Annotated in this window: 21 protein-coding genes; 10 read left to right on the top strand and 11 right to left on the bottom strand. The window is 58.2% G+C overall.

The features are described from left to right. Positions 1 to 4: 4 nt before the first annotated feature. The 7 genes from aroB to pilM all read right to left on the bottom strand — a co-directional run bounded on the left by aroB (position 5) and on the right by pilM (position 5,499). A complete protein-coding gene (aroB, locus tag EGK14_RS14835) occupies positions 5 to 1,096 on the bottom strand; it encodes a 3-dehydroquinate synthase (RefSeq protein ID WP_125289871.1) in 1,092 nt (363 codons plus the stop codon). A gap of 38 nt (positions 1,097 to 1,134) precedes the next feature. Further along, the gene (aroK, locus tag EGK14_RS14840) at positions 1,135 to 1,656 is read right to left on the bottom strand and encodes a shikimate kinase AroK (protein WP_034934892.1); all 522 of its coding nucleotides are present in this window, start codon (positions 1,654 to 1,656) and stop codon (positions 1,135 to 1,137) included. A 385-nt stretch (positions 1,657 to 2,041) separates the two neighbouring features. Next, positions 2,042 to 3,304 (bottom strand): DNA uptake porin HofQ, encoded by a 1,263-nt coding sequence (gene hofQ / locus EGK14_RS14845; RefSeq protein WP_125289872.1) that lies wholly within the window; start codon positions 3,302 to 3,304, stop codon positions 2,042 to 2,044. After that, positions 3,204 to 3,656: a hypothetical protein gene (locus EGK14_RS14850; protein WP_125289873.1), complete on the bottom strand. Its 453-nt coding sequence runs from the start codon at positions 3,654 to 3,656 to the stop codon at positions 3,204 to 3,206. Before EGK14_RS14850 ends, hofQ begins: the two co-directional genes overlap by 101 nt. Next, positions 3,646 to 4,143: a hypothetical protein gene (locus EGK14_RS14855; RefSeq protein WP_125289874.1), complete on the bottom strand. Its 498-nt coding sequence runs from the start codon at positions 4,141 to 4,143 to the stop codon at positions 3,646 to 3,648. The genes EGK14_RS14850 and EGK14_RS14855 overlap by 11 nt, the downstream gene beginning before the upstream one ends. Beyond that, a complete protein-coding gene (locus tag EGK14_RS14860; protein WP_125289875.1) occupies positions 4,136 to 4,675 on the bottom strand; it encodes a PilN domain-containing protein in 540 nt (179 codons plus the stop codon). The genes EGK14_RS14855 and EGK14_RS14860 overlap by 8 nt, the downstream gene beginning before the upstream one ends. After that, a complete protein-coding gene (pilM, locus tag EGK14_RS14865) occupies positions 4,675 to 5,499 on the bottom strand; it encodes a pilus assembly protein PilM (protein WP_125289876.1) in 825 nt (274 codons plus the stop codon). Before pilM ends, EGK14_RS14860 begins: the two co-directional genes overlap by 1 nt. Before the next feature lie 116 nt (positions 5,500 to 5,615). Here pilM and mrcA point away from each other — a divergent pair, with 116 nt between their 5' ends. Next, the gene (mrcA, locus tag EGK14_RS14870) at positions 5,616 to 8,162 is read left to right on the top strand and encodes a peptidoglycan glycosyltransferase/peptidoglycan DD-transpeptidase MrcA (protein ID WP_125289877.1); all 2,547 of its coding nucleotides are present in this window, start codon (positions 5,616 to 5,618) and stop codon (positions 8,160 to 8,162) included. Between the two features lie 83 nt (positions 8,163 to 8,245). Here the strand turns inward: mrcA and nudE are convergent, their stop codons facing one another. After that, positions 8,246 to 8,812 carry an ADP compounds hydrolase NudE gene (nudE, locus tag EGK14_RS14875; RefSeq protein ID WP_125289878.1) on the bottom strand — a complete coding sequence of 189 codons (567 nt, stop codon included), beginning with the start codon at positions 8,810 to 8,812 and terminating at the stop codon, positions 8,246 to 8,248. A 406-nt stretch (positions 8,813 to 9,218) separates the two neighbouring features. Here nudE and EGK14_RS14880 point away from each other — a divergent pair, with 406 nt between their 5' ends. From EGK14_RS14880 to pckA, 4 genes are all read left to right on the top strand, one after another. Then, the gene (locus tag EGK14_RS14880) at positions 9,219 to 11,357 is read left to right on the top strand and encodes an intracellular growth attenuator family protein (RefSeq protein WP_125289879.1); all 2,139 of its coding nucleotides are present in this window, start codon (positions 9,219 to 9,221) and stop codon (positions 11,355 to 11,357) included. Between the two features lie 140 nt (positions 11,358 to 11,497). Then, a complete protein-coding gene (hslR, locus tag EGK14_RS14885) occupies positions 11,498 to 11,899 on the top strand; it encodes a ribosome-associated heat shock protein Hsp15 (RefSeq protein WP_125289880.1) in 402 nt (133 codons plus the stop codon). A gap of 23 nt (positions 11,900 to 11,922) precedes the next feature. Beyond that, positions 11,923 to 12,801: an Hsp33 family molecular chaperone HslO gene (gene hslO, locus EGK14_RS14890; protein ID WP_125289881.1), complete on the top strand. Its 879-nt coding sequence runs from the start codon at positions 11,923 to 11,925 to the stop codon at positions 12,799 to 12,801. A gap of 286 nt (positions 12,802 to 13,087) precedes the next feature. After that, positions 13,088 to 14,701 (top strand): phosphoenolpyruvate carboxykinase (ATP), encoded by a 1,614-nt coding sequence (gene pckA, locus EGK14_RS14895; RefSeq protein WP_125289882.1) that lies wholly within the window; start codon positions 13,088 to 13,090, stop codon positions 14,699 to 14,701. Positions 14,702 to 14,758: 57 nt separating this feature from the next. On the opposite strand, the gene envZ is transcribed toward pckA, so the two are convergent. Both envZ and ompR read right to left on the bottom strand, forming a co-directional pair. After that, positions 14,759 to 16,108 carry a two-component system sensor histidine kinase EnvZ gene (envZ, locus tag EGK14_RS14900; protein ID WP_125289883.1) on the bottom strand — a complete coding sequence of 450 codons (1,350 nt, stop codon included), beginning with the start codon at positions 16,106 to 16,108 and terminating at the stop codon, positions 14,759 to 14,761. Further along, positions 16,105 to 16,824, bottom strand: a complete 720-nt coding sequence (gene ompR / locus EGK14_RS14905; protein ID WP_001157751.1) for a two-component system response regulator OmpR — start codon at positions 16,822 to 16,824, stop codon at positions 16,105 to 16,107. The genes envZ and ompR overlap by 4 nt, the downstream gene beginning before the upstream one ends. Before the next feature lie 290 nt (positions 16,825 to 17,114). Here ompR and greB point away from each other — a divergent pair, with 290 nt between their 5' ends. The 5 genes from greB (at position 17,115) to EGK14_RS14930 (ending at position 24,575) form a co-directional block, all read left to right on the top strand. Next, positions 17,115 to 17,594, top strand: a complete 480-nt coding sequence (gene greB, locus EGK14_RS14910) for a transcription elongation factor GreB (RefSeq protein WP_125289884.1) — start codon at positions 17,115 to 17,117, stop codon at positions 17,592 to 17,594. 99 nt (positions 17,595 to 17,693) lie between these two features. Next, positions 17,694 to 20,006 (top strand): Tex family protein, encoded by a 2,313-nt coding sequence (locus tag EGK14_RS14915; protein ID WP_125289885.1) that lies wholly within the window; start codon positions 17,694 to 17,696, stop codon positions 20,004 to 20,006. Positions 20,007 to 20,230: 224 nt separating this feature from the next. Then, positions 20,231 to 20,455, top strand: coding sequence for a FeoA domain-containing protein (locus EGK14_RS14920; RefSeq protein ID WP_125289886.1), 225 nt, complete (start codon positions 20,231 to 20,233; stop codon positions 20,453 to 20,455). A 14-nt stretch (positions 20,456 to 20,469) separates the two neighbouring features. Further along, positions 20,470 to 22,770: a Fe(2+) transporter permease subunit FeoB gene (gene feoB, locus EGK14_RS14925; RefSeq protein ID WP_125289887.1), complete on the top strand. Its 2,301-nt coding sequence runs from the start codon at positions 20,470 to 20,472 to the stop codon at positions 22,768 to 22,770. Positions 22,771 to 22,865: 95 nt separating this feature from the next. Further along, positions 22,866 to 24,575: an alpha-amylase family glycosyl hydrolase gene (locus EGK14_RS14930; RefSeq protein WP_125289888.1), complete on the top strand. Its 1,710-nt coding sequence runs from the start codon at positions 22,866 to 22,868 to the stop codon at positions 24,573 to 24,575. Positions 24,576 to 24,594: 19 nt separating this feature from the next. Here the strand turns inward: EGK14_RS14930 and EGK14_RS14935 are convergent, their stop codons facing one another. Then, on the bottom strand, positions 24,595 to 24,864 hold the full coding sequence (locus EGK14_RS14935; protein ID WP_199746445.1) for a DUF1471 domain-containing protein: 270 nt from the start codon (positions 24,862 to 24,864) through the stop codon (positions 24,595 to 24,597). Positions 24,865 to 24,873: the final 9 nt, after the last annotated feature.

Consider the following 24,873-nt stretch of genomic DNA (forward strand, 5'->3'; position numbering starts at 1 on the left):
CGGCTCAGGCCGGTTTCTGACAGTCGTTAATCGCTGCCAGCACCGTATCATGCGCAACGCCGCCGCGCACGCAGGCCTGTCCTAAAGCCAGCGGCAGCACCAGACGCAGCTCGCCCGCCAGCACTTTTTTATCACGCAGCATATGCGGCAGATAATCCTCCGCCGCCATGCTCTCCGGGCCGTGCACCGGCAGTCCGGCACGCTGCAGCAGGCTGATGATCCTGTCGGTATCGCCAGCGGAAAACTCGCCCAGCCGCTCTGCGGTACGCGCAGCCATTACCATGCCGGCCGCCACGGCCTCACCATGCAGCCAGTTGCCGTAGCCCATATGCGCTTCGATGGCGTGTCCGTAAGTGTGGCCCAGATTCAGCAACGCGCGCTGTCCCATTTCGCGCTCGTCGGCGGCGACGACCTCGGCTTTCAGCTCGCAGCAGCGGCGAATACAGTAGGCCATCGCCTTGCCGTCCAGCGCCAGCAGCGCATCCAGATTAGCTTCCAGCCAGCAGAAGAACTCACCGTCGAGGATGATGCCGTATTTGATCACTTCCGCAAGACCTGACGCCAGCTCGCGAGCGGGCAGGCTGCTCAGGCAGTTGATATCAATGACTACCGAAGCCGGCTGATAGAACGCGCCGATCATGTTCTTGCCAAGAGGATGATTAACGGCCGTTTTGCCGCCAACTGAGGAGTCCACCTGCGACAGCAGCGTGGTAGGAACCTGAATAAACCGCACGCCGCGCTGGTAGCTGGCCGCCGCGAAACCGGTCAGATCGCCAATCACGCCGCCGCCCAGGGCAATCAGCGTGGTATCGCGACCGTGCGGTTTTTCCAGCAGCGCGGTAAAGACCCGATCCATTACCGCCAGCGTTTTGTGCTGCTCGCCGTCGGGCAGGATCACCTGGTCCACTTCTACGCCAGCGCTTTCCAGCCGCTGACGAACAGGTTGAAGATAGAGCGGTGCCAGCGTGTCGTTAGTAACCAGCATTGCCCGCTCGCCCGCCTTAAGCGGCCAAAAAGAAGCCGGATCGTTAAACAGTCCGGCAGCGATGGTAATGGGGTAACTGCGTTCCCCCAGAGTGACGGTAATCTTCTCCATGAAGCACTCCTTTTCGGCCCGCAGGCGGAGCAGAGCCGCTAGCTCTTTTCCAGCATGTTAATGATTTGATTCGCGACCACTTTAGCGCTTTGGTCATCGGTACGAATGGTGACGTCAGCAATCTCTTCATACAGCGGATTACGTTCGTCTGCCAACGCTTCCAGCACTTCGCGCGGTGGAGAATCCACCTGCAGCAAAGGACGCTTTTTATCGCGCTGCGTACGAGCCAGCTGTTTTTCGATCGTGGTCTCCAGATAGACCACCACGCCGCGAGCGGAAAGACGGTTGCGTGTTTCGCGAGACTTAACGGAACCGCCGCCGGTCGCCAGGACAATGCCCTGCTTCTCGGTGAGTTCGTTAATGATCTTTTCTTCGCGATCGCGGAAGCCTTCTTCGCCTTCGACGTCGAACACCCAGCCCACATCCGCTCCGGTACGTCGCTCAATTTCTTGATCGGAATCGAAAAATTCCATATTGAGTTGCTGAGCTAACTGACGCCCAATAGTGCTTTTGCCGGCACCCATAGGCCCAACCAGAAAGATATTGCGTTTCTCTGCCATTTTTTCGGTATTACTAAGACAATTCGTTAATGATACCCCGTCCTATAGCGGACAGGACATGAACTGAAACCTCATGAGCGATAGTGCGAGAGTCAGAGGAAAATTATCTCAACACTGAAGGTGTTTTGGCAACCGATTAAATTGACCTTGCCCATTGCGCCCACAGCTGGCGCGTTCAGTCCGCTTCATTTATCACGCCGATGTCACACGGCTACGCCGGTTGCGCACGATAAAAAACGGGTAAATGCTTTTTCTTAAAGCCAAACCGAGGCCTGTAATTCAAAAATCGCTAAACCTTGTAAGCTAATTCCGCTCTTGCGTCAAACGCATATGGCCGCAATCCGCTAAAAAAGGCCTCGCTCGCTCAGTTTGTTACAAAAAAGCTTTACTCATCACGGATCAGTCTTGGGGTAATGAAGATCACCAGCTCACGTTTTTTTTGACCGGTAGTCGCATGGCGAAAAAGCGCGCCCAACAGTGGTACAGAGCCGAGAAACGGCACCCGGCTCTGCCCTTTTGCCCGCTGCTGCTGGAAAATGCCGCCCAGCGCCAGCGTTTCACCATCTTTCAGCGTGACCTGAGTCTGGATCTCCTGTTTATCGATGGCGATGTATTCGCCCTCGCCGCTGCGTACCGTACTACCGGGCAGGTTCTGGCTGATATGCAGCTTAAGCAGGATGCGGCCGTTCGGCTGCACGTAAGGCGTTACGTCCATGCCTAATACCGCCTCCCTGAACTCCACGCTGGTTTTACCGTTGCTGCCGCTGGAAACCTCGTAGGGAATTTCAGTGCCCTGCTTAATGCTGGCGGGCTGCTGATGCGAGGTGAACAGTCGGGGGCTGGCGATAATCTCCAGCTTGTTTTCCTGCTCCAGCGCGTTCAGCTCCAGATCCAGCATCCTGCCATTCAGGCGCGCCAGGGTAAAACCCAGGGCGAGCGTGGGATTAGCCACCGGCAGAGCCACGCGCAGCTGGCTGACCCGCAGCGCGCGGGCAATCTGCTCTTCGCCGCCCAGACCCCAGCGCACGCCCAGCTCGCGCAGGCTCTCTTCGCTGAGGGTAACGATATGCGCGGCGAGTTCGACCTGCTCCAGCGGCGTATCCAGCGCCGTGACCCAGCGCTGGATCTCGTTCAGCGCGGAACGGGTGTCGCGCAGGATCAGGCTGTTGGTGCGTTTATCTACCGTCACGCTGCCGCGCGAACTCAGCAGCTTCGCCTGCGCGCTTTGCAGGCTGCCATAGACTTTTTCCGCTTCTGCATAGCGTAGCGGCAACGCCAGCGTATCAAGCGGCAGCGCCTTTTCCGCCTCTTCCCGCTCAAGCGTTTGCCGTCGCTGCTGCTCTTCCTGCCAGCTCTGCGGGAAAACCAGCAGCACGTTGCCTTCTTTATTCACGTTCAGCTTCGCCAGGCGGCAAACCAGCGTCAGCGCCTGCTGCCAGCTGACCTCTTTTAAACGGATGGAAAGCCGTCCCTCGACGCCGGGCGCGACCAGCAAATTCAACTGCTGATAGTCAGCCAGCGCCTGAAGAATTTGCCCGACGGGTGCGTCATCGAATGCCAGAGAAAGCGGCGCCGGGCTGCCCCGCAATGGCGTTGCCAGCCACAGCGTCAGCAGCAGGAGGACTTTCCACAGGCGAATGCGTTTCATAAAGGCTTCCTTGCAAGTTAATGCTTAAGGGCGCGCTGCACGGCGTGGCGGCCACCAGCGTAATACCCAGCGCGGTAACGTCCCGCAGCTGCCAGTAAGCGTCCGGCCAGCTCTGCGCAGCCCATAATTTACCGCTGCCGCTACGGGTCACCAGCCAGGCGCGGTAGTTTGTAGGCCGACCGATGATGCCGCGCAGCTGCGGCGGCGGCATGGGTAACAGAGCGTCGCAAAGCACGCTTTCCGGTGGCGAAAAGGGATCGCGGGCCGCCAGCGCGCTCCTCCCCAGCAGCAGTGCAGCTACCAGCATTGCCGGGCGTTTTAACCCCCCCTTTAAAAAGGCGCTAGCGTTCATATTGCACCACCAGGTTTAACAGCAGCTGTTGATCCATCCGCTTCAGGCTGAACTGCGCCAGCCTGACGGCAGGTTGCCGCTCGCTCAGGTAGCGAAACGCGGACTGCAGCTGCGGCCAGCTAAGCAGCAGGGTCAATTCGCCGCCCTGGGGCGTTGGCTGCCAGCCCTGTAAACGGTTGCCCGCCGCCTCGCTCAGCTGTAGCCACGAAAAAGGCCGCGCCGTCTCAGGCCGTAACGCCAGCTGCAGGCTGGCGATATCTGCTTCAGCTTCGCGCAGCGAGCTTCGCTGTTGCAAATTGCGCAGCAGCAGCCGATAGCGCTTGTGCTCCTGTTGCCGCTGCTGCGCCACCTGTAAAGCCTGCTGCTGAAGAGGCCGCAGCCAGGCCTGGCGTACCAGCAGCGCGCCGGTGATAAAGCAGAACGCCAGCAGCAGCAGCCTTAGCCAGAACGGCAAGACGAGCCAGCGATGCAGCAGAACGCTATTCATGTTCCTGTTCCGGCAGCGTGGCCTCCAGGCTGAAGCGGATAATGCCCTTTCCGTCGCGGCTGAGCCTGCCGGTGTTGACCTGTTGAAACAGGTGAAACCGCTCTAACTGCTGGCGAAACGCCTCAACTTCCGCCAGCCGCAGGCAAAATCCGGTGACGGTCAGACCCTGCGCGGTTTTACTGATTTCGCTCAGCCAAAGCGCCGCTGGCAGAGTTGCAGCCAGGTCGCGCGTAAATGCCCGCCACTCGCGCAGGCGCGCCTGTCTTCCCTCTCTGATGGCCAGCGTATGCCGAAGCGTATCGCGCCGGGCTTCCAGACGAGCCAGGCGAGCGCTGAGCCTGTCGAGCTGGCCGTTGGTTTCTTTCAGCCAGTGCAGGCCGGTCTGCTGCCGCTTGCCGAGCGCCTGCTGCTCCAGCAAGGGCATTGTCAACGCGAGCAACAGAGCCAGTAGCGCCACAAGCAGCAGGCCGTCGCGGCGCAGCTGTTGGCGCTGCCGCTGACGACGCCAGGGAAGAAAATTTACCCAGACCATCAGGCGTCCTCCGGCCGTAGCGCCAGCCCGGCGGCCAGCGCAAAAGCGCCGCTGCACGCGGGCAACGGCAGTGACTTAAACGCGAAAGCCGCCAGTGGCTCCAGCCACAGCGCATCGGCAGGCAGCGCTTCCGGCAGGGCCGAGCTATAGTAAAGCGTGGCCGCATCGGCGAGGTATTTTTTGCGCAGCGCCGCCAGGTTGGCCGCGTCATCAGCGGGACACCAGCCCCATGGCGGCTGTAGCCGCGCGTCAAACCAGAGCCAGTGGTCGGGTAAACGGTGCACCAGCACGGCGTCCGGGCTGAGCCGCAGGCTTTGCGCCAGCGCGAACAGCGCGGCCGGAGCCAGCTCCAGCACCTGCGGATTGAGTCCCGCCGTCTTCAGCACCGACAGCCAGCCATGAACCGCGTCCCGACGGGCGGCGGTCAGCCACAGCCGCCCGCTGTCGGCAGCCGCCTGGCGGTAGTCAAGCGCAAGTTTTTCAGGCTCTATCGGAAAAAATCGCTTCGCCGCAGCTGCGATATAGCTGCTACGCTCTGCTTCACGCAGTGGGGTCTGCGGCAGCGCCAGCGCGTGCTGCAACGCCAGCCGGGCGGGGAAGCCGATGCGCAGCGAGATCTGCCGCGGCAGTCGTTTTCGCCACTGTCGCAGCAGGGGAATAAGCGGGTCGGGCCGTTGCACCAGCCCGTTGGTTAACGTATCGTGCGGCAGCGCATGTTGCCACCAGTGGCGCAGTTGCCAGCCGTTACGACGGTATTGAATACCCAGGGCGCAAAGCTGTCCGTTCTGAATATCCAGGCCGACTTGCCATGTCTGAAATGCCATTTCGCGCGGTCTCCCTGCTCAGTAGAAAAATGATGTATCCAGGCCTCTGGCTTGCCTTTATACTACCGCGCGATTGTTTATAAACTGTCCAGGCGACTTAAGATGGAAAATATCAGGTGAAGTTCGTAAAGTATTTTTTGATCCTTGCAGTGTGTTGCATTTTGTTGGGAGCCGGCTCGATTTATGGTCTGTATCAGTACATACAGCCGCAGCTGCCCGACGTCGCCACGCTGAAAGATGTCCGGCTGCAAACACCCATGCAGGTCTACAGCGCGGATAACGAGCTGATTGCTCAATACGGCGAAAAGCGCCGCATCCCGTTAAAGCTTGGGCAGATCCCGCCCGAAATGGTCAAGGCCTTTATCGCTACCGAAGACAGCCGCTTTTATGAGCATCACGGTATCGATCCTATCGGCATTTTCCGCGCGGCCAGCATTGCGCTGGTTTCCGGCCACGCTTCCCAGGGTGCCAGTACCATCACGCAGCAGCTGGCCCGTAACTTTTTCCTCAGCCCCGAGCGTACGCTGATGCGTAAAATCAAGGAGGCTTTCCTCGCCATTCGCATTGAGCAGATGATGAGCAAAGACGAAATCCTTGAGCTTTACCTGAACAAAATCTATCTGGGCTACCGCGCCTATGGCGTGGGCGCGGCCGCACAGGTCTATTTCGGCAAAAATGTCGATCGGTTATCGCTGGGCGAGATGGCGATGATCGCCGGTCTGCCTAAAGCGCCGTCGACCTTTAACCCGCTCTATTCCCCTACGCGCGCGCTGTCTCGTCGCAACGTCGTGCTTAGCCGCATGCTGGATCAGAATTACATTACGCAGGCGCAGTATGACGAAGCGCGCCTTTCGCCGCTGGAAGCGCACTATCACGCGCCGGAAATCGCCTTCTCCGCGCCCTATCTGACCGAGATGGTGCGTCAGGAGATGGTGAAACGCTACGGCGACAACGCGTATAACGACGGCTTTAAAGTCACCACGACCATTACCCGTAAATTACAGCTGGGCGCGCAGAAAGCGTTGCAGGACAACGTGCTGAATTACGATATGCGTCATGGCTACCGCGGCCCGGCCAGCGTGCTGTGGAAAGTCGGCCAGACTGCCTGGGGCCGTACGGAGATCCTGAAAACGCTGAAGGCGCTGCCGGTTTACGGCCCGCTCTTCCCGGCAGTGGTAACCGAAGCCAACCGTGAAGAAGCCACGGTACTGATGCGCGACGGCACCAGCGTGACGCTGAACCTGGCTGGCGTACGCTGGGCGCGGCCTTATAAATCCGACACCGTCCAGGGCCGCACGCCGACTTCCGTGACCGAAGTGGTGCAGCCCGGCCAGCAGATTTGGGTACGCCAGATGGATACCGGCTGGTGGCTGGCGCAGGTGCCGGACGTTAACTCGTCGCTGGTTTCGCTGGATCCGCACAACGGCGCCGTTCGCGCACTGGTAGGCGGTTTCGACTTTAATCTGAGCAAATTTAACCGCGCGACTCAGGCGCTGCGTCAGGTAGGCTCGAACATCAAGCCGTTCCTGTATACCGCAGCGATGGATCGCGGGCTGACGCTGGCCTCTATTCTGAACGACGTGCCGATCTCCCGCTGGGATGCCGGTTCGGGCGCTGACTGGCGGCCAAAAAACTCACCGGCGACCTACGACGGCCCGATCCGCCTGCGTCAGGGGCTGGGTCAGTCAAAGAACGTGGTCATGGTGCGCGCCATGCGTGCGATGGGCGTTGATTACGCCGCGCAGTATCTGCAACGCTTTGGCTTCCCGGCGCAGAATATCGTGCACACCGAATCGCTGGCGCTTGGCTCCGCTTCGTTTACGCCATTGCAGATGGTGCGCGGCTATTCGGTGATGGCCAATGGGGGTTTCCTCGTCGATCCTTTCTTTATCAGCAAGATTGAGGATGAACAGGGCAATACGCTGTTTGAAGCCACGCCGAAAGTAGCCTGCCCGGAATGCAATCTGCCGGTAATTTACGGCGAGACGCAGAAAGCGGTAGCGCTGAATGAAGACAGCGTGGAAAATCCGACGGTATCGCAGCAGGGCGCCAACGCAGTCGTTCCGCAGCCGCAGCTGGAGCAGGTTTCCCAGCCGCCACAGCAGGATGAACAGTACGCGCCACACGTGATTAACACGCCGCTCTCATTCCTGATCAAAAGCGCGATGAACTCCAATATCTTTGGCGAACCGGGCTGGATGGGCACCGGCTGGCGCGCGGGACGCGATCTGAAGCGCAACGATATCGGCGGTAAAACGGGCACCACCAACAGCTCGAAAGACGCCTGGTTCTCAGGCTATGGTCCGGGCGTGGTGACCTCTGTGTGGATCGGTTTTGACGATCACCGTCGCGATTTAGGCCGAACGACCGCTTCCGGCGCGATTAAAGATCAGATTTCAGGCTATGAAGGCGGCGCGAAGAGCGCTCAGCCAGCGTGGGACGACTACATGAAGGTCGCGCTGGATGGCGTACCGGTGCAGCCGCTGACGCCGCCTGAAGGCGTGGTCACCGTCACCATCGATCGCCGTACCGGCAAGCTGGCCAACGGCGGCGGCAATACCCGTCAGGAGTACTTTATTAACGGTACGCAGCCGACCGAGTATTCCGTCCATGATGTCGGCACCACGCTGATGGACAACGGCGAAAGCCACGAGCTGTTCTGATGCCGGGCTCTGCCGTCCGTGCCTGACGCCCATAAAAAAAGCCCGGTTTTTACCGGGCTTTTCTTTGGTATGCCGTCGTGTTTTTAGTAGCTCAGCCGCCCCTGGCGAATCAACCACTCGCGCACCATAAACAGCGCGCTGACGTTGCGCGCCTCGCAAAAATCAGGCTCCTGCAGCAGTGCCATCAGGTTATCCAACGGCCAGCGAACCTGCGGCAGCGGCTCCGGCTCGTCGCCTTCCAGCCGCTCTTCGTAAAGATCTTCCGCCACGATGATATTCATCTTGCTGGAAAAATAGGACGGCGCCATGGTGAGCTTGCCCAGCCATTCCTGCTGACGCGCGCCAAAACCTACCTCTTCCTTCAGCTCACGGTTGGCGGCTTCCGCAGACGTTTCGCCCGGGTCGATCAGGCCTTTAGGAAACCCCAGCTCATAATTTTCCAGGCCGACGGCATATTCCCGGATAAGAATGAGATGATTGTCCACAATAGGTACGATCATCACGGCTTCACGTTCAGTAGGTTTCATGCGCTCGTAAACGCGCTCAGCACCGTTGCTGAACACTAAATCCACGGCCTCCACGGTAAACAGACGCGACCGCGCGACGGTTTCAACATTCAGGATCTTAGGTTTTTGCAGTTGTCCGGTCATAGTGGCCCCAGGGAAAAGCCAAAAAAATGAGCGTAATAGCTCGCCAGCCGCGGTAAATTTACCGTCAGTTACGCTATTGTGCGGCAGCAAAACAAGGTTGCCAATCATCGCATGAATTATTTTACACCGTTATAACAAATCAACCCGTAAGTAATTAAAAAGTTTTAAAAAAGTCAATGCGTGTTTTACAAAATAAGAATATACCGATATTGCTGCGGCCGGCGACTTGTTACCATCTCGGTCGGGGCTAATCTACTATTATTATAATTTTATGATTTTGCGCGTTATTTTATTAAACTTCGCGGATTGCCAGCGCTGCCTGAAGCCGTCACAATGTCGATATAACTATGATTCAGGCCGGTAATTTCCAGCACAATGGCAGGAGCAGGATGGCAGGGAGAAAAGCATGAGCACAATAGTCATTATATTGGCTGTAATGCTGGCCTGTTCACTCGGAGCGGGTTGTTTTTTCTGGTACGCTATGCGGCATCGCCCGCCGTTGGCGAAACCGCTGCCATTCATTAGTCCGCCTTTTCGCAAGCTGAGCGACGACGAGCGTAAAGCCGTTGAGCGCTACATTGGCTCTTTAGCGAAGCACCGCAGCATTCCGCTTCCCGGCGGCAATACACACGCAAACGATAATCTGGCGCTAACCTCGCAAAGCAGCAACGTCTATCCGGTTACCCGTTCTATTACCCGCTACGGCCTTTCCACCGACGATCCGCACAAGTGGCGTTACTACCTGGATGCGGTTGAAGTACATCTGCCGCCGCTGTGGGAACAGTACATCGCCGAAGAAAATTACGTCGAGCTGATCAAAACGCAAACTATCCCACTGGTGGTTTCGCTCAACGGGCATTCGCTGGTCAACTACGTTTACGAGCCGCCTACGCTGGGGTCGGTAACGCGGCCTGCGGCGCAAAATGCCTCGATCAGAAAAGAAGAAAGCGAAAACATTGAGCTGCTTAGCGTACGTAAAGAGACGCCTGAAGAGTATATGCTCAGCCGCCCCGACGGCACGCGCGAGGCGGTAGCTATCAGCCTGGGGCTGCTGCTGCTCTTTTTTAGCCTGATTAGCCCGGCGGTAATGATGCCGTGGCTGGTGGTCACCGCGCTGGTCATTATCCTTATCAGCGGCTGGTCGCTCTGGCGGCGGCCGGGCGAGAAAGACCTGCGGGAAATTCACTGCCTGCGCGGCGCGCCCAAACGCTGGGGTCTGTTCGGCGAATCCAACCAGGGTCAGGTCAGCAATATTTCACTCGGCATTATCGATCTGATCTATCCTCCCCACTGGCAGCCTTACGTGGCGCACGATTTAGGCCAGCCTACCGAAGTGGATATCTATCTTAACCGTCAGGTAGTGCGACAGGGTCGTTTTCTGTCGTTGCAGGATGAGGTACGTAACTTTCCTATACATCGCTGGCGCAAAAATCTGGTGCTCGCTACCGGTTCGCTGCTGGTGCTGGTGCTGCTGGTCTTTCTGGTACCGCTAAGTATGCCGCTCAAGCTAAGCATTGCCTGGCTGAAAGGAACCGAAAGCGTCCAGGTGCACAGCGTGAGCGATCTGGAAAACGTTGCCTTGCGCATCGGCGACTCCCTTAAAGTCAGCGGTGAAGGCATGTGTTCAGTCCCGGCGACCTATCAGGGCAACCGTAGCTACGCGTTTATGCCTTTCGACTGTTCGGCCGTCTACTGGAATAACGCCGCTCCCCTGCCCCAGCCGCAGTCGGATATTATCGATAAGGCTACCGCCCTGCTGAACACCACCAGCCTGCAGCTGCATCCGCAGAACAGCACCGATCCCAAGCTTAATCCGCAGCTCGCCACGGCTATCCAAAAATCAGGCATGATCCTGCTGGATGACTTTTCCGATATTGTGCTGAAAACGCAGGATCTGTGCAGCCAGGAGCAGGACTGCGTCAGGCTGAAAAACGCGCTGGTCAATCTTGGCAACGCTAAAGACTGGGAAACGCTGGTGCGTCGGGCGGACTCTGGCGCGCTGGCCGGCACCAACGTGCTGCTGCGACCGGTCAGCGCCGAAGCGCTGGAAAACCTGGTTAACACCGCCACCTCTTCGTTTTTCTATCGGGAAACAAGACGCGCGGCGGAAGCGCTTAACAGCCCGCCGCCCGGCGGGTTTCTGATCCTTAGCGATGAAGGCCGCCAGCTGGTCAATCAGCAGGCGCCCGGCGTCTCGCTGTTTGACTTTAACGCGCCTGACCAGTGGCCGGAACTGCAGCGCCTGGCGGGTATGCTGCTGCACACGCCGTTTTCCGCCAGCGGCATCGTGACCAGCATTACCACCGACGCCAACGGCACGCGGCATATCGCGCTGCACAGCGAGCCGGACGCCACCCGACTGGGCCACTATCTCGGCACCAGCCTGCTGCTGCTTACCGTTACCTTAAGCTTTATCTTTAACGGTCTGCTGGCCCTCAGACGCATTCACCTTAATCGCGTGCGCACCACGGCGATTCAGGACTATTACGATAAGTGTTTTAACCCCGCGCTAAGCACGCCGCAGACTATCCGACCGCTGTTCTGAGCCCGTCGGTTTTATGCTATTTTTAAGGTTATCGTCCTCTCTGCGCCATCCCGCATGACGCTCTCCGGCTTAGGCCGGAGAGGCACCTTGATTTCCGACAGGCAACCCATACATAGGGATATTCCCAAACAGGAGCAGCGATGAAAGAGAAATCCGCAGAAGCGGTTCGGCTCGATAAATGGCTGTGGGCCGCTCGCTTCTATAAAACCCGCGCGGTCGCACGTGAAATGATCGAAGGCGGCAAAGTGCACTACAACGGCCAGCGCAGCAAACCAAGCAAGCTGGTGGAGCTGAACGCCCAACTAACCTTACGCCAGGGCAATGATGAACGTACGGTCATTGTTCTGGCAACGGGCGACCAGCGTCGTCCGGCCGCGGAAGCCCAGCAGATGTATGCCGAAACGGCTGAAAGTATCGAGAAGCGGGAAAAGATAGCGCTGGCGCGGAAAATGAACGCGTTGACCATGCCGCATCCTGACCGTCGCCCTGACAAAAAAGAGCGCCGGGACCTGATGAAATTTAAAAATTCTGGCGACGAATAAGCTTGCCACAACGAGAGAGAATTATGGCTCATCAAGACCAAATGCACCGTTATCTGTTTGAAAATTACGCCGTACGCGGTGAGCTGGTGACGGTTTCCGACACCTGGCAGCAGATTATCAACGGTCACGATTACCCGCTGCCAGTACAGAAAGTGCTGGGCGAGCTGCTGGTCGCCACCAGCCTGCTGACCGCCACGCTGAAGTTCGACGGCGACATCACCGTGCAGCTTCAGGGCGACGGCCCGCTGAACCTGGCCGTGATCAACGGGAACAATCGTCAGGAAATGCGCGGCGTGGCCCGTGTTAACAGTGAGATCGCGCCTGACAGCAGCCTGAAAGAAATGATCGGCAACGGCTATCTGGTGATCACCATCACGCCGGCCAAAGGCGAACGCTATCAGGGCGTGGTTGGGCTGGAAGGCGAAACCCTGGCCGAGTGTCTGGAAGACTACTTTATGCGTTCGGAGCAGCTGCCGACCCGCCTGTTTATTCGTACCGGCGAAGCGGAAGGCCAGGCTGGCGCAGGCGGTATTCTGCTGCAGGTTCTGCCTGCGCAGGACGCAAAAACAGAGGATTTCGAGCATCTGGCGACGCTGACCGACACCATTAAAACGGAAGAGCTGCTGGGCCTGCCGGCCAACGAAGTGCTGTGGCGGCTGTATCATCAGGAAGAAGTTACGCTCTACGATCCGCAGGACGTGATCTTCCGCTGCACCTGTTCGCACGAACGCTGCGGCGAAGTTCTGCGCAGCCTGCCGGAAGAAGAAGTGAATGAGATCCTGGCCGAAGACGGCAAGATCGATATGCATTGCGACTACTGCGGCAGCCACTATATTTACGATGCTGTAGATATCGCTGCGATCCGCAACGACTCCGCCGCCGGCGACGAGCGCGTACACTGATAATACTGCGCCGTCGCCAGGCGGCGCATCTTCCCGACCACGCTATGCCTTTTTACCATAGTGATTCCACAAAACCCTTACGCAAACGCATACGCTGAGGCGATAATAAGCGTTTCATGTGTCGCCTCTCATTTCTGCCTCCTGTTGCTTTTCCTCTGCCTTTAGCCGTGTAAACTGCGCGCGATCGCAATTTACACTTTATTAAGAATTTGATAACCACTACGGTTAATGGAACGCGATTTCCCCTCATCTGTAACTACAACCGACCCGACAAAGGAGCAGTAACATGCGTGACCTGACCCAGCAGGATCTCGTCGATTATGGCATCACGGACGTGGTTGAGATCCTTTACAATCCGGATTTCGACACGCTGTACAGGGAAGAAACGCGTCCCGAGCTGAGCGGATATGAACGCGGCATCGAAACGCAATCCGGCGCGATCGCTGTCGATACCGGTATCTTTACCGGCCGTTCTCCTAAAGATAAATATATTGTGCGTGACGACACCACTCGCGACACGCTGTGGTGGAACGATCAGGGCAAAGGTAAAAATGACAACCAGCCGCTTTCGCAGGAAATCTGGCAGGATCTGAAAGCGAAAGTCACCAGACAGCTCTCCGGCAAACGGCTTTTCGTCGTGGATGCCTGGTGCGGCGCTAACCCGGATACGCGTCTCAGCGTGCGTTTTATTACCGAAGTGGCCTGGCAGGCGCATTTCGTTAAGAACATGTTTATCCGGCCGGATGAGGCGGCGCTGGCCAGCTTCGAACCTGACTTTGTGGTGATGAACGGCGCGAAGTGCACTAACCCCGACTGGCAACGGCAGGGGCTGCATTCCGAAAACTTTGTCGCGTTTAACCTGACCGAGCGCATCCAGCTGATTGGCGGCACCTGGTACGGCGGCGAGATGAAGAAAGGGCTGTTCGCCATCATGAACTATCTGCTGCCGCTGAAGGGTATCGCGTCAATGCACTGTTCGGCCAACGTTGGCGAAAAAGGCGACGTGGCGGTGTTTTTCGGTCTTTCCGGCACCGGCAAGACCACGCTGTCGACCGATCCGAACCGCCAGCTGATCGGCGATGATGAGCACGGCTGGGACGACGACGGCGTCTTTAACTTTGAAGGCGGCTGCTACGCCAAAACCATTAAGCTGTCTGAACAGGCGGAGCCGGAAATCTATCACGCTATTCGTCGCGATGCGCTGCTGGAAAACGTGGTGGTACGCGCCGACGGTTCGGTGGACTATGACGACGGCAGCAAGACTGAGAATACCCGCGTCTCCTACCCGATTTATCATATCGACAACATCGTGAAGCCCGTGTCGAAAGCGGGACATGCCCGTAAGGTGATCTTCCTGACGGCGGACGCTTTCGGCGTGCTGCCGCCGGTGTCGCGCCTGACGCCGGATCAGACGCAGTATCACTTTCTGTCGGGCTTCACCGCCAAGCTGGCCGGTACGGAGCGTGGTGTCACCGAACCGACGCCGACCTTTTCCGCCTGCTTCGGCGCGGCGTTTCTGACGCTGCATCCGACGCAATACGCCGAGGTACTGGTAAAACGCATGGCGGCGGCGGGCGCGGAAGCTTATCTGGTCAATACCGGCTGGAACGGCAGCGGCAAACGTATTTCGCTGAAGGACACTCGTGCCATTATCAACGCTATCCTCAGCGATGAGATTGCCGGGGCGGAAACCATCACGCTGCCGATCTTTAACCTGACGGTGCCGCTTGCGCTGCCGGGCGTGGACAGTACGATCCTCGACCCGCGCAATACTTACGCCGATGCCGCACGGTGGGAAGAGAAAGCGCACGACCTGGCGCAGCTGTTTATCACTAATTTTGATAAGTACACCGATACGGCCGCTGGCGCGGCGCTGGTATCCGCCGGCCCGCAGCTGTAGGCCGGGCGTAATAAAAAGGCCGGATGTCAGACATCCGGCCTTTTTTATTGCTGCGGCTTATCCCGTTACGACCGCGGGCACGGCGCTGGGCGGTAAAGGCAGCCAGGCGCGGATACATAATCCGCCCCGCTCGCTTTCGCCAATTTCCAGCGATCCCTGATGCGCATCGATAATACGCTGCACGATCGCCAGCCCCAGCCCGGTGCCGCTGGTGCTGCGGGCGCTGTCGCCGCGTACAAAAGGCTGAAGCAGATGCTTAAGCTGCTCGGGCTTAATCCCCGGCCCGTCATCCTCTACCTGGAACCAGGCCCGCTGTAGCTCGCTGCCGCTGCTGACCTTGATCCAGCCGTTGCCATAGCGGGCGGCATTGACCACCAGGTTGGCGACCGCGCGCTTGATCGACAACGGATTGATATCCAGCATCAGTTCCGTAGGCATTACCGCGTTCTCGATTTCCCGCTCGTAGCCGCTTTCGGCCGCCACGACCTCGCCTACCACGCTATTAAGATCCGCACGCTCGGTCTGCATCTCCTGTCCGGTACGCAGGTAATCGATAAACTGCTCGATAATGGCGTTGCATTCTTCAATATCTTTGTTGATCGATTCCGCCAGATAGCCGTCTTCCTGCGACATCATTTCCGTGGCCAGGCGGATGCGCGTCAAAGGCGTGCGTAAATCGTGGCTGACGCCCGCCATCAGCAGCGTGCGGTCGTCGGCCAGCTGCTTCACGCCTGCCGCCATCTGATTAAACGCCCGCGTAACCGATCGTACTTCAGACGCGCCGTATTCACGCAGCGGCGGCGGGATAATGCCCTTGCCAACCTGAAGCGCGGCGTGCTCCAGCTCCACCAGCGGTCGGTTTTGAATACGGATAAACAGCCAGGCGCCGCCTATCGCCAGTAGCATAATCGCCAGCGTGTAGCGGAACAGCGGCGAGAAGTCGCCCTGATGAATTTCGGTCAGCGGCACCCGCACCCAGATATCGGGCGAAAGCCAGGTTTTCAGCCAGACGACCGGCGAATTTTTGTTTACTTCGACGCGTACGTCGGTTGGGCCGCCGAGCTGCTGCGCCATCTGCTGGCTGAGAAACTCGTAGTGCTGCGCCCAGCGTAATCCGCTCTCTTCCGCCGCCGCATTGGTATACAGCGAAATACCCAGCTCGCGATAGATTTCCCGACGAAAGGCTGGCGGCACTTCAAGCTGCGTGCCGTCCTCCAGCTGCAGCCTGTCGGTCATCAGCATTCGCACCTCATACGCCAGCACCTTATTAAACTGCTGCAGGCTGGGCAGAATGGCGAAGTTCAGCACCACCAGATAGGTCGTCACCAGGCTGACGAACAGCAGGGTGACGATCAGCAGCAGCGTGCGGGCAAAGGAACTGCGGGGCGAGAAGCGGAGTCGCCTCATGCTTTACTGCCGTCCGGTACGAAGACGTAGCCTAAACCCCACACGGTCTGGATATAGCGCGGATGGGCCGGATCTTCTTCCACCATGCGGCGCAGCCGGGAAATCTGCACGTCGATAGAACGCTCCATCGCGCTGTATTCGCGACCGCGCGCCAGGTTCATCAGCTTGTCGCGGGAAAGCGGCTCGCGCGGGTGGCTTACCAGCGCCTTCAGCACGGCGAATTCTCCGCTGGTCAGCGGCATCGGCTCGTCTTCGCGGAACATTTCGCGCGTGCCCAGGTTCAGCTTAAACTTGCCGAAAGCGATAACCGCTTCTTCCTGCGAAGGCGCGCCCGGCAGCTCGTTGGCCTGACGACGCAGCACGGCGCGGATACGGGCCAGCAGTTCGCGTGGGTTAAACGGTTTGGGAATATAGTCGTCGGCACCGATTTCCAGCCCAACGATACGGTCCACCTCTTCCCCTTTCGCCGTGACCATAATGATCGGCATCGGGTTGCTCTGGCTACGCAGACGGCGGCAGATAGAAAGACCGTCTTCGCCCGGCAGCATCAGGTCCAGCACCATCAGATGGAAGGATTCGCGGGTCAGCAGACGATCCATCTGTTCAGCGTTGGCGACGCTACGCACCTGGAAACCCTGCTCGGTCAGATAACGTTCTAACAGCGCGCGCAAACGCATATCGTCATCCACCACCAGGATTTTGTAATTTTCTTGCATTTCGATACTCCAAAGGCGCTATTGCCTGCGCCAGTATTCTTAAAAAAGATGCCTGAATGTAACAGTCAATAATGGTTTATATTCTAGCCGAAATTGTTACAAAGCATATTAAACAGCAGCTTATCTTTAATTTATCCGCGAAACTACCCCTTCAGCCCCCCTCCTTTTGCACCGAAAGATCAGGACAAACAATCAGTAACGGCGTGCCAGAAAAAACGTGAAGGTATTTGCATCGCCGGCCGACCCGCAACAAAATAATGCGCGCTCTCCCGAGAAAGAGAAGGACGACAATGAAAACCAAACTGATTACCCGCGAAGGTTACGACAAGCTGAAAGCCGAGCTGGACTATCTCTGGCGCGAAGAGCGGCCGGAAGTGACAAAAAAAGTGACCTGGGCCGCCAGCCTGGGCGACCGCAGCGAAAACGCCGACTACCAGTACAACAAGAAACGCCTGCGTGAGATTGACCGTCGCGTGCGCTACCTGACCAAGTGTCTGGAGCAGCTGCGGATCGTCGACTATTCGCCGCAGCAGGAAGGCAAAGTGTTCTTTGGCGCCTGGGTCGAAGTGGAAAACGACGACGGGGAAATCAAGCGCTTTCGCATCGTCGGCTACGACGAGATTTTTGGCCGCAAAGACTACATTTCTATCGACTCGCCTATGGCGCGTGCGCTGCTGAAAAAAGAGGTGGGCGATCTGGCGGTGGTGCAGACGCCCGTTGGCGAGGCGGGCTGGTACGTCAACGATATCACCTACGTTAAACAATCCTAATCCTGCGGATCTGCGGCCTCCTTAAGGCCATACGCTGGCAATTGCCGTCGGCAATCCGTATAACTGTCCGCAATTTCTCAAGCCATAAAGTAACCGACAATGAAAGATTCGCTGAGCCGCATAATTGCAAGTGAGCTGCAGGCGCGGGCAGAACAGGTTGACGCCGCTGTCCGTCTGCTGGATGAAGGAAACACCGTGCCGTTTATCGCACGCTACCGTAAGGAAGCGACCGGCGGCCTGGATGATACCCAGCTGCGCCAGCTGGAAGCGCGCCTGGGCTACCTGCGCGAGCTGGAAGAACGCCGTCAGTCGATCCTGAAATCCATTGGCGACCAGGGCAAGCTGACCGACGAGCTGGCCGAGGCTATCGGCAGTACGCTGAGCAAAACCGAGCTGGAAGACCTTTACCTGCCCTACAAGCCGAAACGCCGCACCCGTGGACAGATTGCTATCGAAGCAGGCCTGGAGCCGCTGGCCGACGTCCTGTGGCAGGATCCCTCCCACGACCCGGAGCAGTTTGCCGCAGGCTTTGTCGATGCCGATAAAGGCGTGGCCGACACCAAAGCCGCGCTGGACGGCGCGCGCTACATCCTGATGGAACGCTTTGCGGAAGATGCCGCGCTGCTGGCGAAAGTGCGTGACTACCTGTGGAAAAACGCCCATCTGGTATCGCGAGTGGTGGAAGGCAAGCAGGAAGAAGGCGCCAAGTTCCGCGACTATTTCGATCATCACGAACCGCTGTCTACCGTGCCTTCGCATCGCGCGCTGGCCATGTTCCGTGGCCGCAATGAGGGCGTGCTCCAGCTAGCGCTGAACGCCGATCCGCAGTTTGACGAGCCGCCGCGCGAAAGCCAGGGCGAACAGATCATCGCCAGTCATCTCAACCTGCGCCTGAATAATGCCCCGGCGGACAGCTGGCGCAAAGCGGTGGTGAGCTGGACGTGGCGCATTAAGGTGATGCTGCATCTTGAAACCGAGCTGATGGGCACGGTACGCGAACGCGCGGAAGACGAGGCGATTAACGTGTTCGCCCGTAATCTGCACGATCTGCTGATGGCCGCCCCTGCGGGTATGCGCGCCACGATGGGCCTGGATCCGGGCCTGCGCACCGGCGTGAAGGTCGCGGTGGTGGACGCCACCGGCAAGCTGGTCGCCACGGATACGGTTTATCCGCATACCGGCCAGGCCGCCAAAGCCGCCGCTGCGGTCGCCGCGCTTTGCACCAGGCATCAGGTTGAGCTGGTGGCGATCGGCAACGGCACCGCCTCGCGCGAAACCGAACGTTTCTATCTGGATGTGCAAAAGCAGTTCCCACAGGTTAAGGGCCAGAAGGTCATCGTCAGCGAAGCGGGCGCCTCCGTCTATTCCGCTTCCGAGCTGGCCGCGCTGGAGTTCCCGGATCTGGACGTTTCACTGCGCGGCGCCGTTTCCATTGCCCGCCGCCTGCAGGATCCACTGTCCGAGCTGGTGAAAATCGATCCGAAATCGATCGGCGTTGGCCAGTATCAGCACGACGTCAGCCAAAGCCAGCTGGCGAAAAAGCTGGATGCGGTGGTAGAAGACTGCGTTAACGGCGTGGGCGTGGATCTGAACACCGCTTCCGTACCGCTGCTGACGCGCGTCGCTGGCCTGAGCAAGATGATTGCGCAGAATATCGTTAACTGGCGCGACGAGAACGGCCGCTTCCGCAATCGCCAGCAGCTGCTAAAGGTCGCCCGCCTGGGGCCAAAGGCCTTTGAGCAGTGCGCGGGCTTCCTGCGTATCAGCCAGGGCGATAACCCGCTGGATGCCTCAACCGTTCACCCGGAAACCTATCCGGTCGTCGAGCGCATCCTGGCCGCTACCGAGCAGGCGCTGAGCGATTTGATGGGCAACTCAACCGCGCTACGCGACCTGCGCGCCGTGGATTTCACCGACGAGAAGTTTGGCGTGCCGACGGTCAGCGACATCCTCAAAGAGCTGGAGAAACCAGGCCGCGATCCGCGTCCCGAGTTCAAAACCGCCCAGTTTGCGGAAGGTGTGGAAACCATGAACGACCTGCTGCCGGGCATGGTGCTGGAAGGCGCCGTCACCAACGTCACCAACTTCGGCGCTTTTGTCGATATCGGCGTGCATCAGGATGGCCTGGTGCATATCTCTTCGCTGGCCGACAAGTTCGTCGACGATCCGCATAAGGTGGTGAAAGCGGGCGATATCGTCAAAGTCAAAGTGATGGAGGTCGATTTACAGCGCAAGCGCATCGCGTTGACCATGCGTCTTGACGAGCAGCCGGGCGAAACCAACGCTCGCCGCAGCGCCGGTCGTGACGCTCGCCCTGCGCAGAATAAAGCGCGTCCGCGTCCTGCCGCGCAGCCTGCGGGCAATAGCGCGATGGGTGACGCGCTGGCCGCCGCCTTCGGCAAGAAGTCCTGATCGCGGGCGCTAACGCGCCCGTTCTGCAAAAAGCGTGCGGTTCGCCCGAGCCGCACGCTTAATAGCCAATTTTTTGTGCGCTATTCGCTTTTTTTGTTTCCCGTCTACTTTCCAGGTAACTTCCTTCGGCGTAAATTTGTCCTACATCAACTGAATTAAGAATCATTCTCAATATAATCACCCCCGTCAATTATCACGGCAGCGTAGCCTGCCAGGGTGGTGCTATGAAATTTCTTGCCAATCGCTATTACACAATCAAAGGCTTCTCTCCCGCTATCAGTCCGGGCTTCCGGCAAAAACTGCTGTTACAGGGGCTTTGTCCCGGCTCTCGCTTTCAGGTTAAGGCCGTGGCGCCGTTCGGCGGCCCCGTCAAAATTGAAAACGGCTATGCCAGCCTGGCGCTGCGCCGCAAGGATCTTTCCCTTATCCAGCTTGACTGCCTGAACTGAAAGCGAGCGAATCTATGAAAACCACGACGATCGGCCTTATCGGCAACCCCAATGCCGGGAAAACGACCCTGTTTAACCAGCTGACCGGCGCCCGCCAGCGCGTCGGCAACTGGGCTGGTGTCACCGTGGAGCGCAAAGAAGGTTCCTTTTCCACCGCGCAGCACAAGGTGCGGCTGGTGGATCTGCCAGGCACCTATTCACTGACCACCATGTCGGAGTCAGGTTCGCTGGATGAGCAGATCGCCTGTAGCTATATTCTGAGCGGCGAGGCGGATCTGCTGATCAACGTGGTTGACGCCAGCAACCTGGCCCGCAACCTGTACCTGACGCTACAGCTGCGCGAGCTGGGCGTGCCCTGCATCGTCGCGCTGAACATGCTGGATATTGCGGCAAGTCAGCATATCCATATCGATGTGGCGCAGCTGGAGAAAGCGCTGGGCTGTCCGGTGCTGCCGCTGGTGTCCACGCGCGGCACGGGCATCGATCGGCTGAAGGCGGCGATTGACGACTTTGTCGATCGGGCCGGGGTATTGGCCGTCGATTATCCCCCAGAAACGGAGCGCCACGTCGCTACGCTCCAGGCCGCTATGCCGGTTCAGCTGCCGCTTTCGCATCGGCGCTGGCTGGCCCTGCAAATGCTGGAAGGCGACGTCTGGTGCCGTATTCAGGCCGGTGAGCGCGCCGCAGCGCTGGCGGCGCAAATCGGCCCGGAAGCGCCGCTTGCCATCAGCCAGGCTCGCTATGCCGCGATTGAAAAGCTGTGCCGGCACGCCAGGGGAAGGCAGACGGCCATTCCGCCTCGTCTCTTCGGGCTGCTTGACGCGCTGGTGCTGCATCGCTGGCTGGGTATCCCCATTTTCCTGGCGGTGATTTATCTGATGTTCTTTCTCGCCATCAACCTGGGCGGCGCGCTGCAACCGCTGTTTGAACAGGGTAGCGCGGCCATCTTTGTCGATGGCGTGCAGTGGCTGGGCGCAACACTGCACTTCCCTGGCATGCTGACGCTGTTCCTGGCGCAGGGCATCGGCGGCGGCATCAATACGGTGATGCCGCTGATCCCACAGATTGGCCTGATGTATCTGTTTCTCTCTTTTATGGAGGATTCCGGCTATATGGCCCGCGCGGCTTTCGTCGTGGATCGGCTGATGCAGGCGCTGGGGCTGCCCGGCAAATCTTTTGTGCCGCTGATCGTCGGCTTCGGCTGCAACGTGCCTGCGGTGATGGGCACCCGTACGCTTGATGCCCCGCGCGAACGGCTGATTACGCTGCTGATGGCACCCTTTATGTCATGCGGCGCGCGGCTGGCTATCTTTGCCATTTTCGCCTCGGCTTTCTTCGGCCAGCACGGTGCGCTGGTAGTGTTCAGCCTCTATCTGCTGGGGATCCTGGCCGCAATCGTCACTGGCCTGGTGCTGAAGCACACGCTGCTGCGCGGCGAGGCGACGCCTTTTATGATGGAAATGCCTGCCTGGCATGTGCCGCATCTGAAAAGCCTGTGCCTGCAAACCTGGCAGCGGCTGAGAAGCTTTGTGCTGCGCGCCGGCAAAGTCATCGTGATCGTAAGCATGATTATCGGCGGCCTGAACAGCTTTTCGTTCAGCGGCCAGCCCGTTTCCAGCATCAACGATTCGGCGCTGGCGACGGTAAGCCGTCAGCTTACCCCGCTGCTCGCTCCAATTGGCGTCAGCAGCGACAACTGGCAGGCCACGGTCGGGCTGCTTACCGGCGCAATGGCGAAAGAAGTGGTTATCGGCACGCTGAATACGCTTTATACCGCCGAGGCGCTGCACGAAGAAACCTTCGATCCGCAGAGCTATAGCCTGCTGGCAGAGCTGAAAGAAGCGGTAACGGAAACCTGGCAAAGCGTGAAGGAAACATTCAGTCTGAGCGTGCTGCTGCACCCGCTTGATGCCAGCAAAGGCGACGCCGATATGGCAAGCGGCGCGATGGGCATGATGCACAGCAAATTCGCCAGCGATACCGCCGCCTATAGCTATCTGATTTTCGTGCTGCTCTACGTGCCTTGCGTGTCGGTGATGGGCGCGGTGGCGCGCGAAAGCAGCACCGGCTGGATGCTGTTCTCAAACTTTTGGGGGCTGAGCCTGGCCTACAGCCTGGCGGCAACGTTTTATCAGCTTGCCACCTTTAGCAGCCATCCGCAGTCAAGCGCGATAATCCTGGTCGCTGTCGCCCTGTTTAATCTGCTTCTGCTGGCGGTGATGAAAAATATCAGGCTGCCGCCAGCCCGGCTGTCGGTCAGAACCCTTGATGCCAATGGCTGCATGGGATGCAGTAAAAAAGGCAGCTGCCACTAAAGCGTCAGCCGCCGCAGGAAGTTGCGATTTCGCTTCCAGGGTCTACAGTGAACATTACGTGGCTGTAAACCAATGCGGTGGCTCACTTTATAAAAATGGAAATTATCAATAACTTAATCGATAAGATCTATGAGGGCGCTTTTCCCGCCGATACGCTGAACCAGCTGACGGACGCCATCAGGCAGACGCAAAACAGACTCGGCTACCAGCGTAAAGCGCACTGGGACGAAAAAGACGTGGTGCTGATCGCCTACGCCGATCAGTTCCGCGAGCGCGAAGCGCCCACGCTGCGTACCTTTTCACGCTTCTATCAGCAGCATCTCAAGTGCTTCACCCTGGTTCATCTCCTGCCTTTTTTCCCCTACTCCTCCGACGATGGCTTTTCGGTCATTGACTATCATCGGGTCAACACCATCTGCGGCGACTGGTCGGACGTAGCGGAACTGCATCAGCATACGCGGCTGATGTTTGATTTTGTGTGTAACCATATTTCTGCCCACAGCGCCTGGTTTAAGCACTATCTGGCCCAGGATCCCGGCTGGGACAATTTTTTTATCAGTATGCCGCCCGGCACGGATCTCAGCGCGGTAACGCGGCCCAGAACCTCACCGCTGCTGACGCCTTTTACGCTGGCGAACGGCGAAACCCGCTTTATCTGGACCACCTTCAGCGCGGATCAGATCGACCTGAATTTCGCCAGGCCAGAGGTGCTGCTGAGTATGGTCAAGGTGCTGCTCGACTATCTGGCGAAGGGCGCGGACTACGTGCGGCTGGATGCGGTGGGCTATATGTGGAAAATGCCCGGCACCTCGTGCATCCATCTGGAAAAAACTCACCTGCTGGTAAAGCTGTTCCGCGCTATCGCGGAGGAAGTCGCGCCCGGCACGGTGATCATTACCGAAACCAATGTGCCGCATAAAGACAATATCAGCTACTTCGGTAACGGGCGTGATGAAGCGCAGATGGTCTATCAGTTCTCGCTGCCGCCGCTGTTGCTGCACGCTATTCATTATGGTTCCTCACGCGCGCTCAAGCAGTGGGCAGCCTCGCTGGGTGTCGGCAGCGGCACGACCACCTGGTTTAATTTTCTGGCCTCGCACGACGGCATCGGCCTGAATCCGCTGCGCGGTATCCTGCCGGAAACCGAAATTGTGTCGCTGGTCAGGGATCTGGCGCTTGAGGGCGCGCTGATCTCCTATAAAAACAATCCTGACGGCACCAGCAGCCCCTATGAAATCAACGTCACCTATATGGACGCGCTGAATAAAAAAGAGGACAGCGACGAGGTGCGCTTCCAGCGCTTTATGCTGGCGCACGCGGTGCTGCTGGCTTTTCCCGGCGTGCCGGCGGTGTATATTCAGAGCATTTTGGGTTCACGTAACGATATGGAAGGGGTAAAAGTAGCAGGCCACAACCGGGCCATTAACCGTGAAAAATACGCTATCGGCGAGATTGAAGCCGCGCTCAGCGATACCCGCTCGTTGCGCCATAAGGTGTACCACGGGCTGAGCCAGCTGATTCAGTTAAGAACGCGCCAGCCCGCTTTTCATCCTGATAACCCTGCCGAAGTGCTGGAAAGCGATAACTCACTGTTTATTTTGCGACGTCGATCGGCGCAGACGCATGAAGAAATGCTCTGTATTTATAATCTGAGCGGTAAAGAAGTCAGCTGGACGCTGCCGGACAATCGGCTCTACCGCAATATTGCCGGTAACAGCATTTTCAACAGTAATCATCCGCTGACGCTGCCGCCGTGGCATTTTCTGTGGCTGAAAAACGCGGGAGAGAAACAGCAGGCAGAATGAATTCTGCCTGCCGAAAGCTTTACTTATAAACGTCTGCGGTCGCGCTGAATTTACCGTGTTCGCGGCCGGCGATAATCAGATAGTATTTACCGCCCTTCTCATCCGCCAGCTTCGACAGCACCGCTTTGGCATCCATTGGCGAAGTGGTTTCCGCCGTGGTGTGCACCGTGCCGATTTTTTCCAGGTTCATGGTTTTGACTTCTTCTTTAGTCACCTCTTTCGCCGCCAGCGCGGCAAAAGGCAGGGACAGCGCCAGAAAGGCGACGGCCATCGTTTTTAACTTCATCAGAGACACTCC

This window comes from Erwinia sp. 198 (assembly GCF_003937915.1).
GTDB classification, from domain to species: Bacteria; Pseudomonadota; Gammaproteobacteria; order Enterobacterales; family Enterobacteriaceae; genus Erwinia; species Erwinia aeris.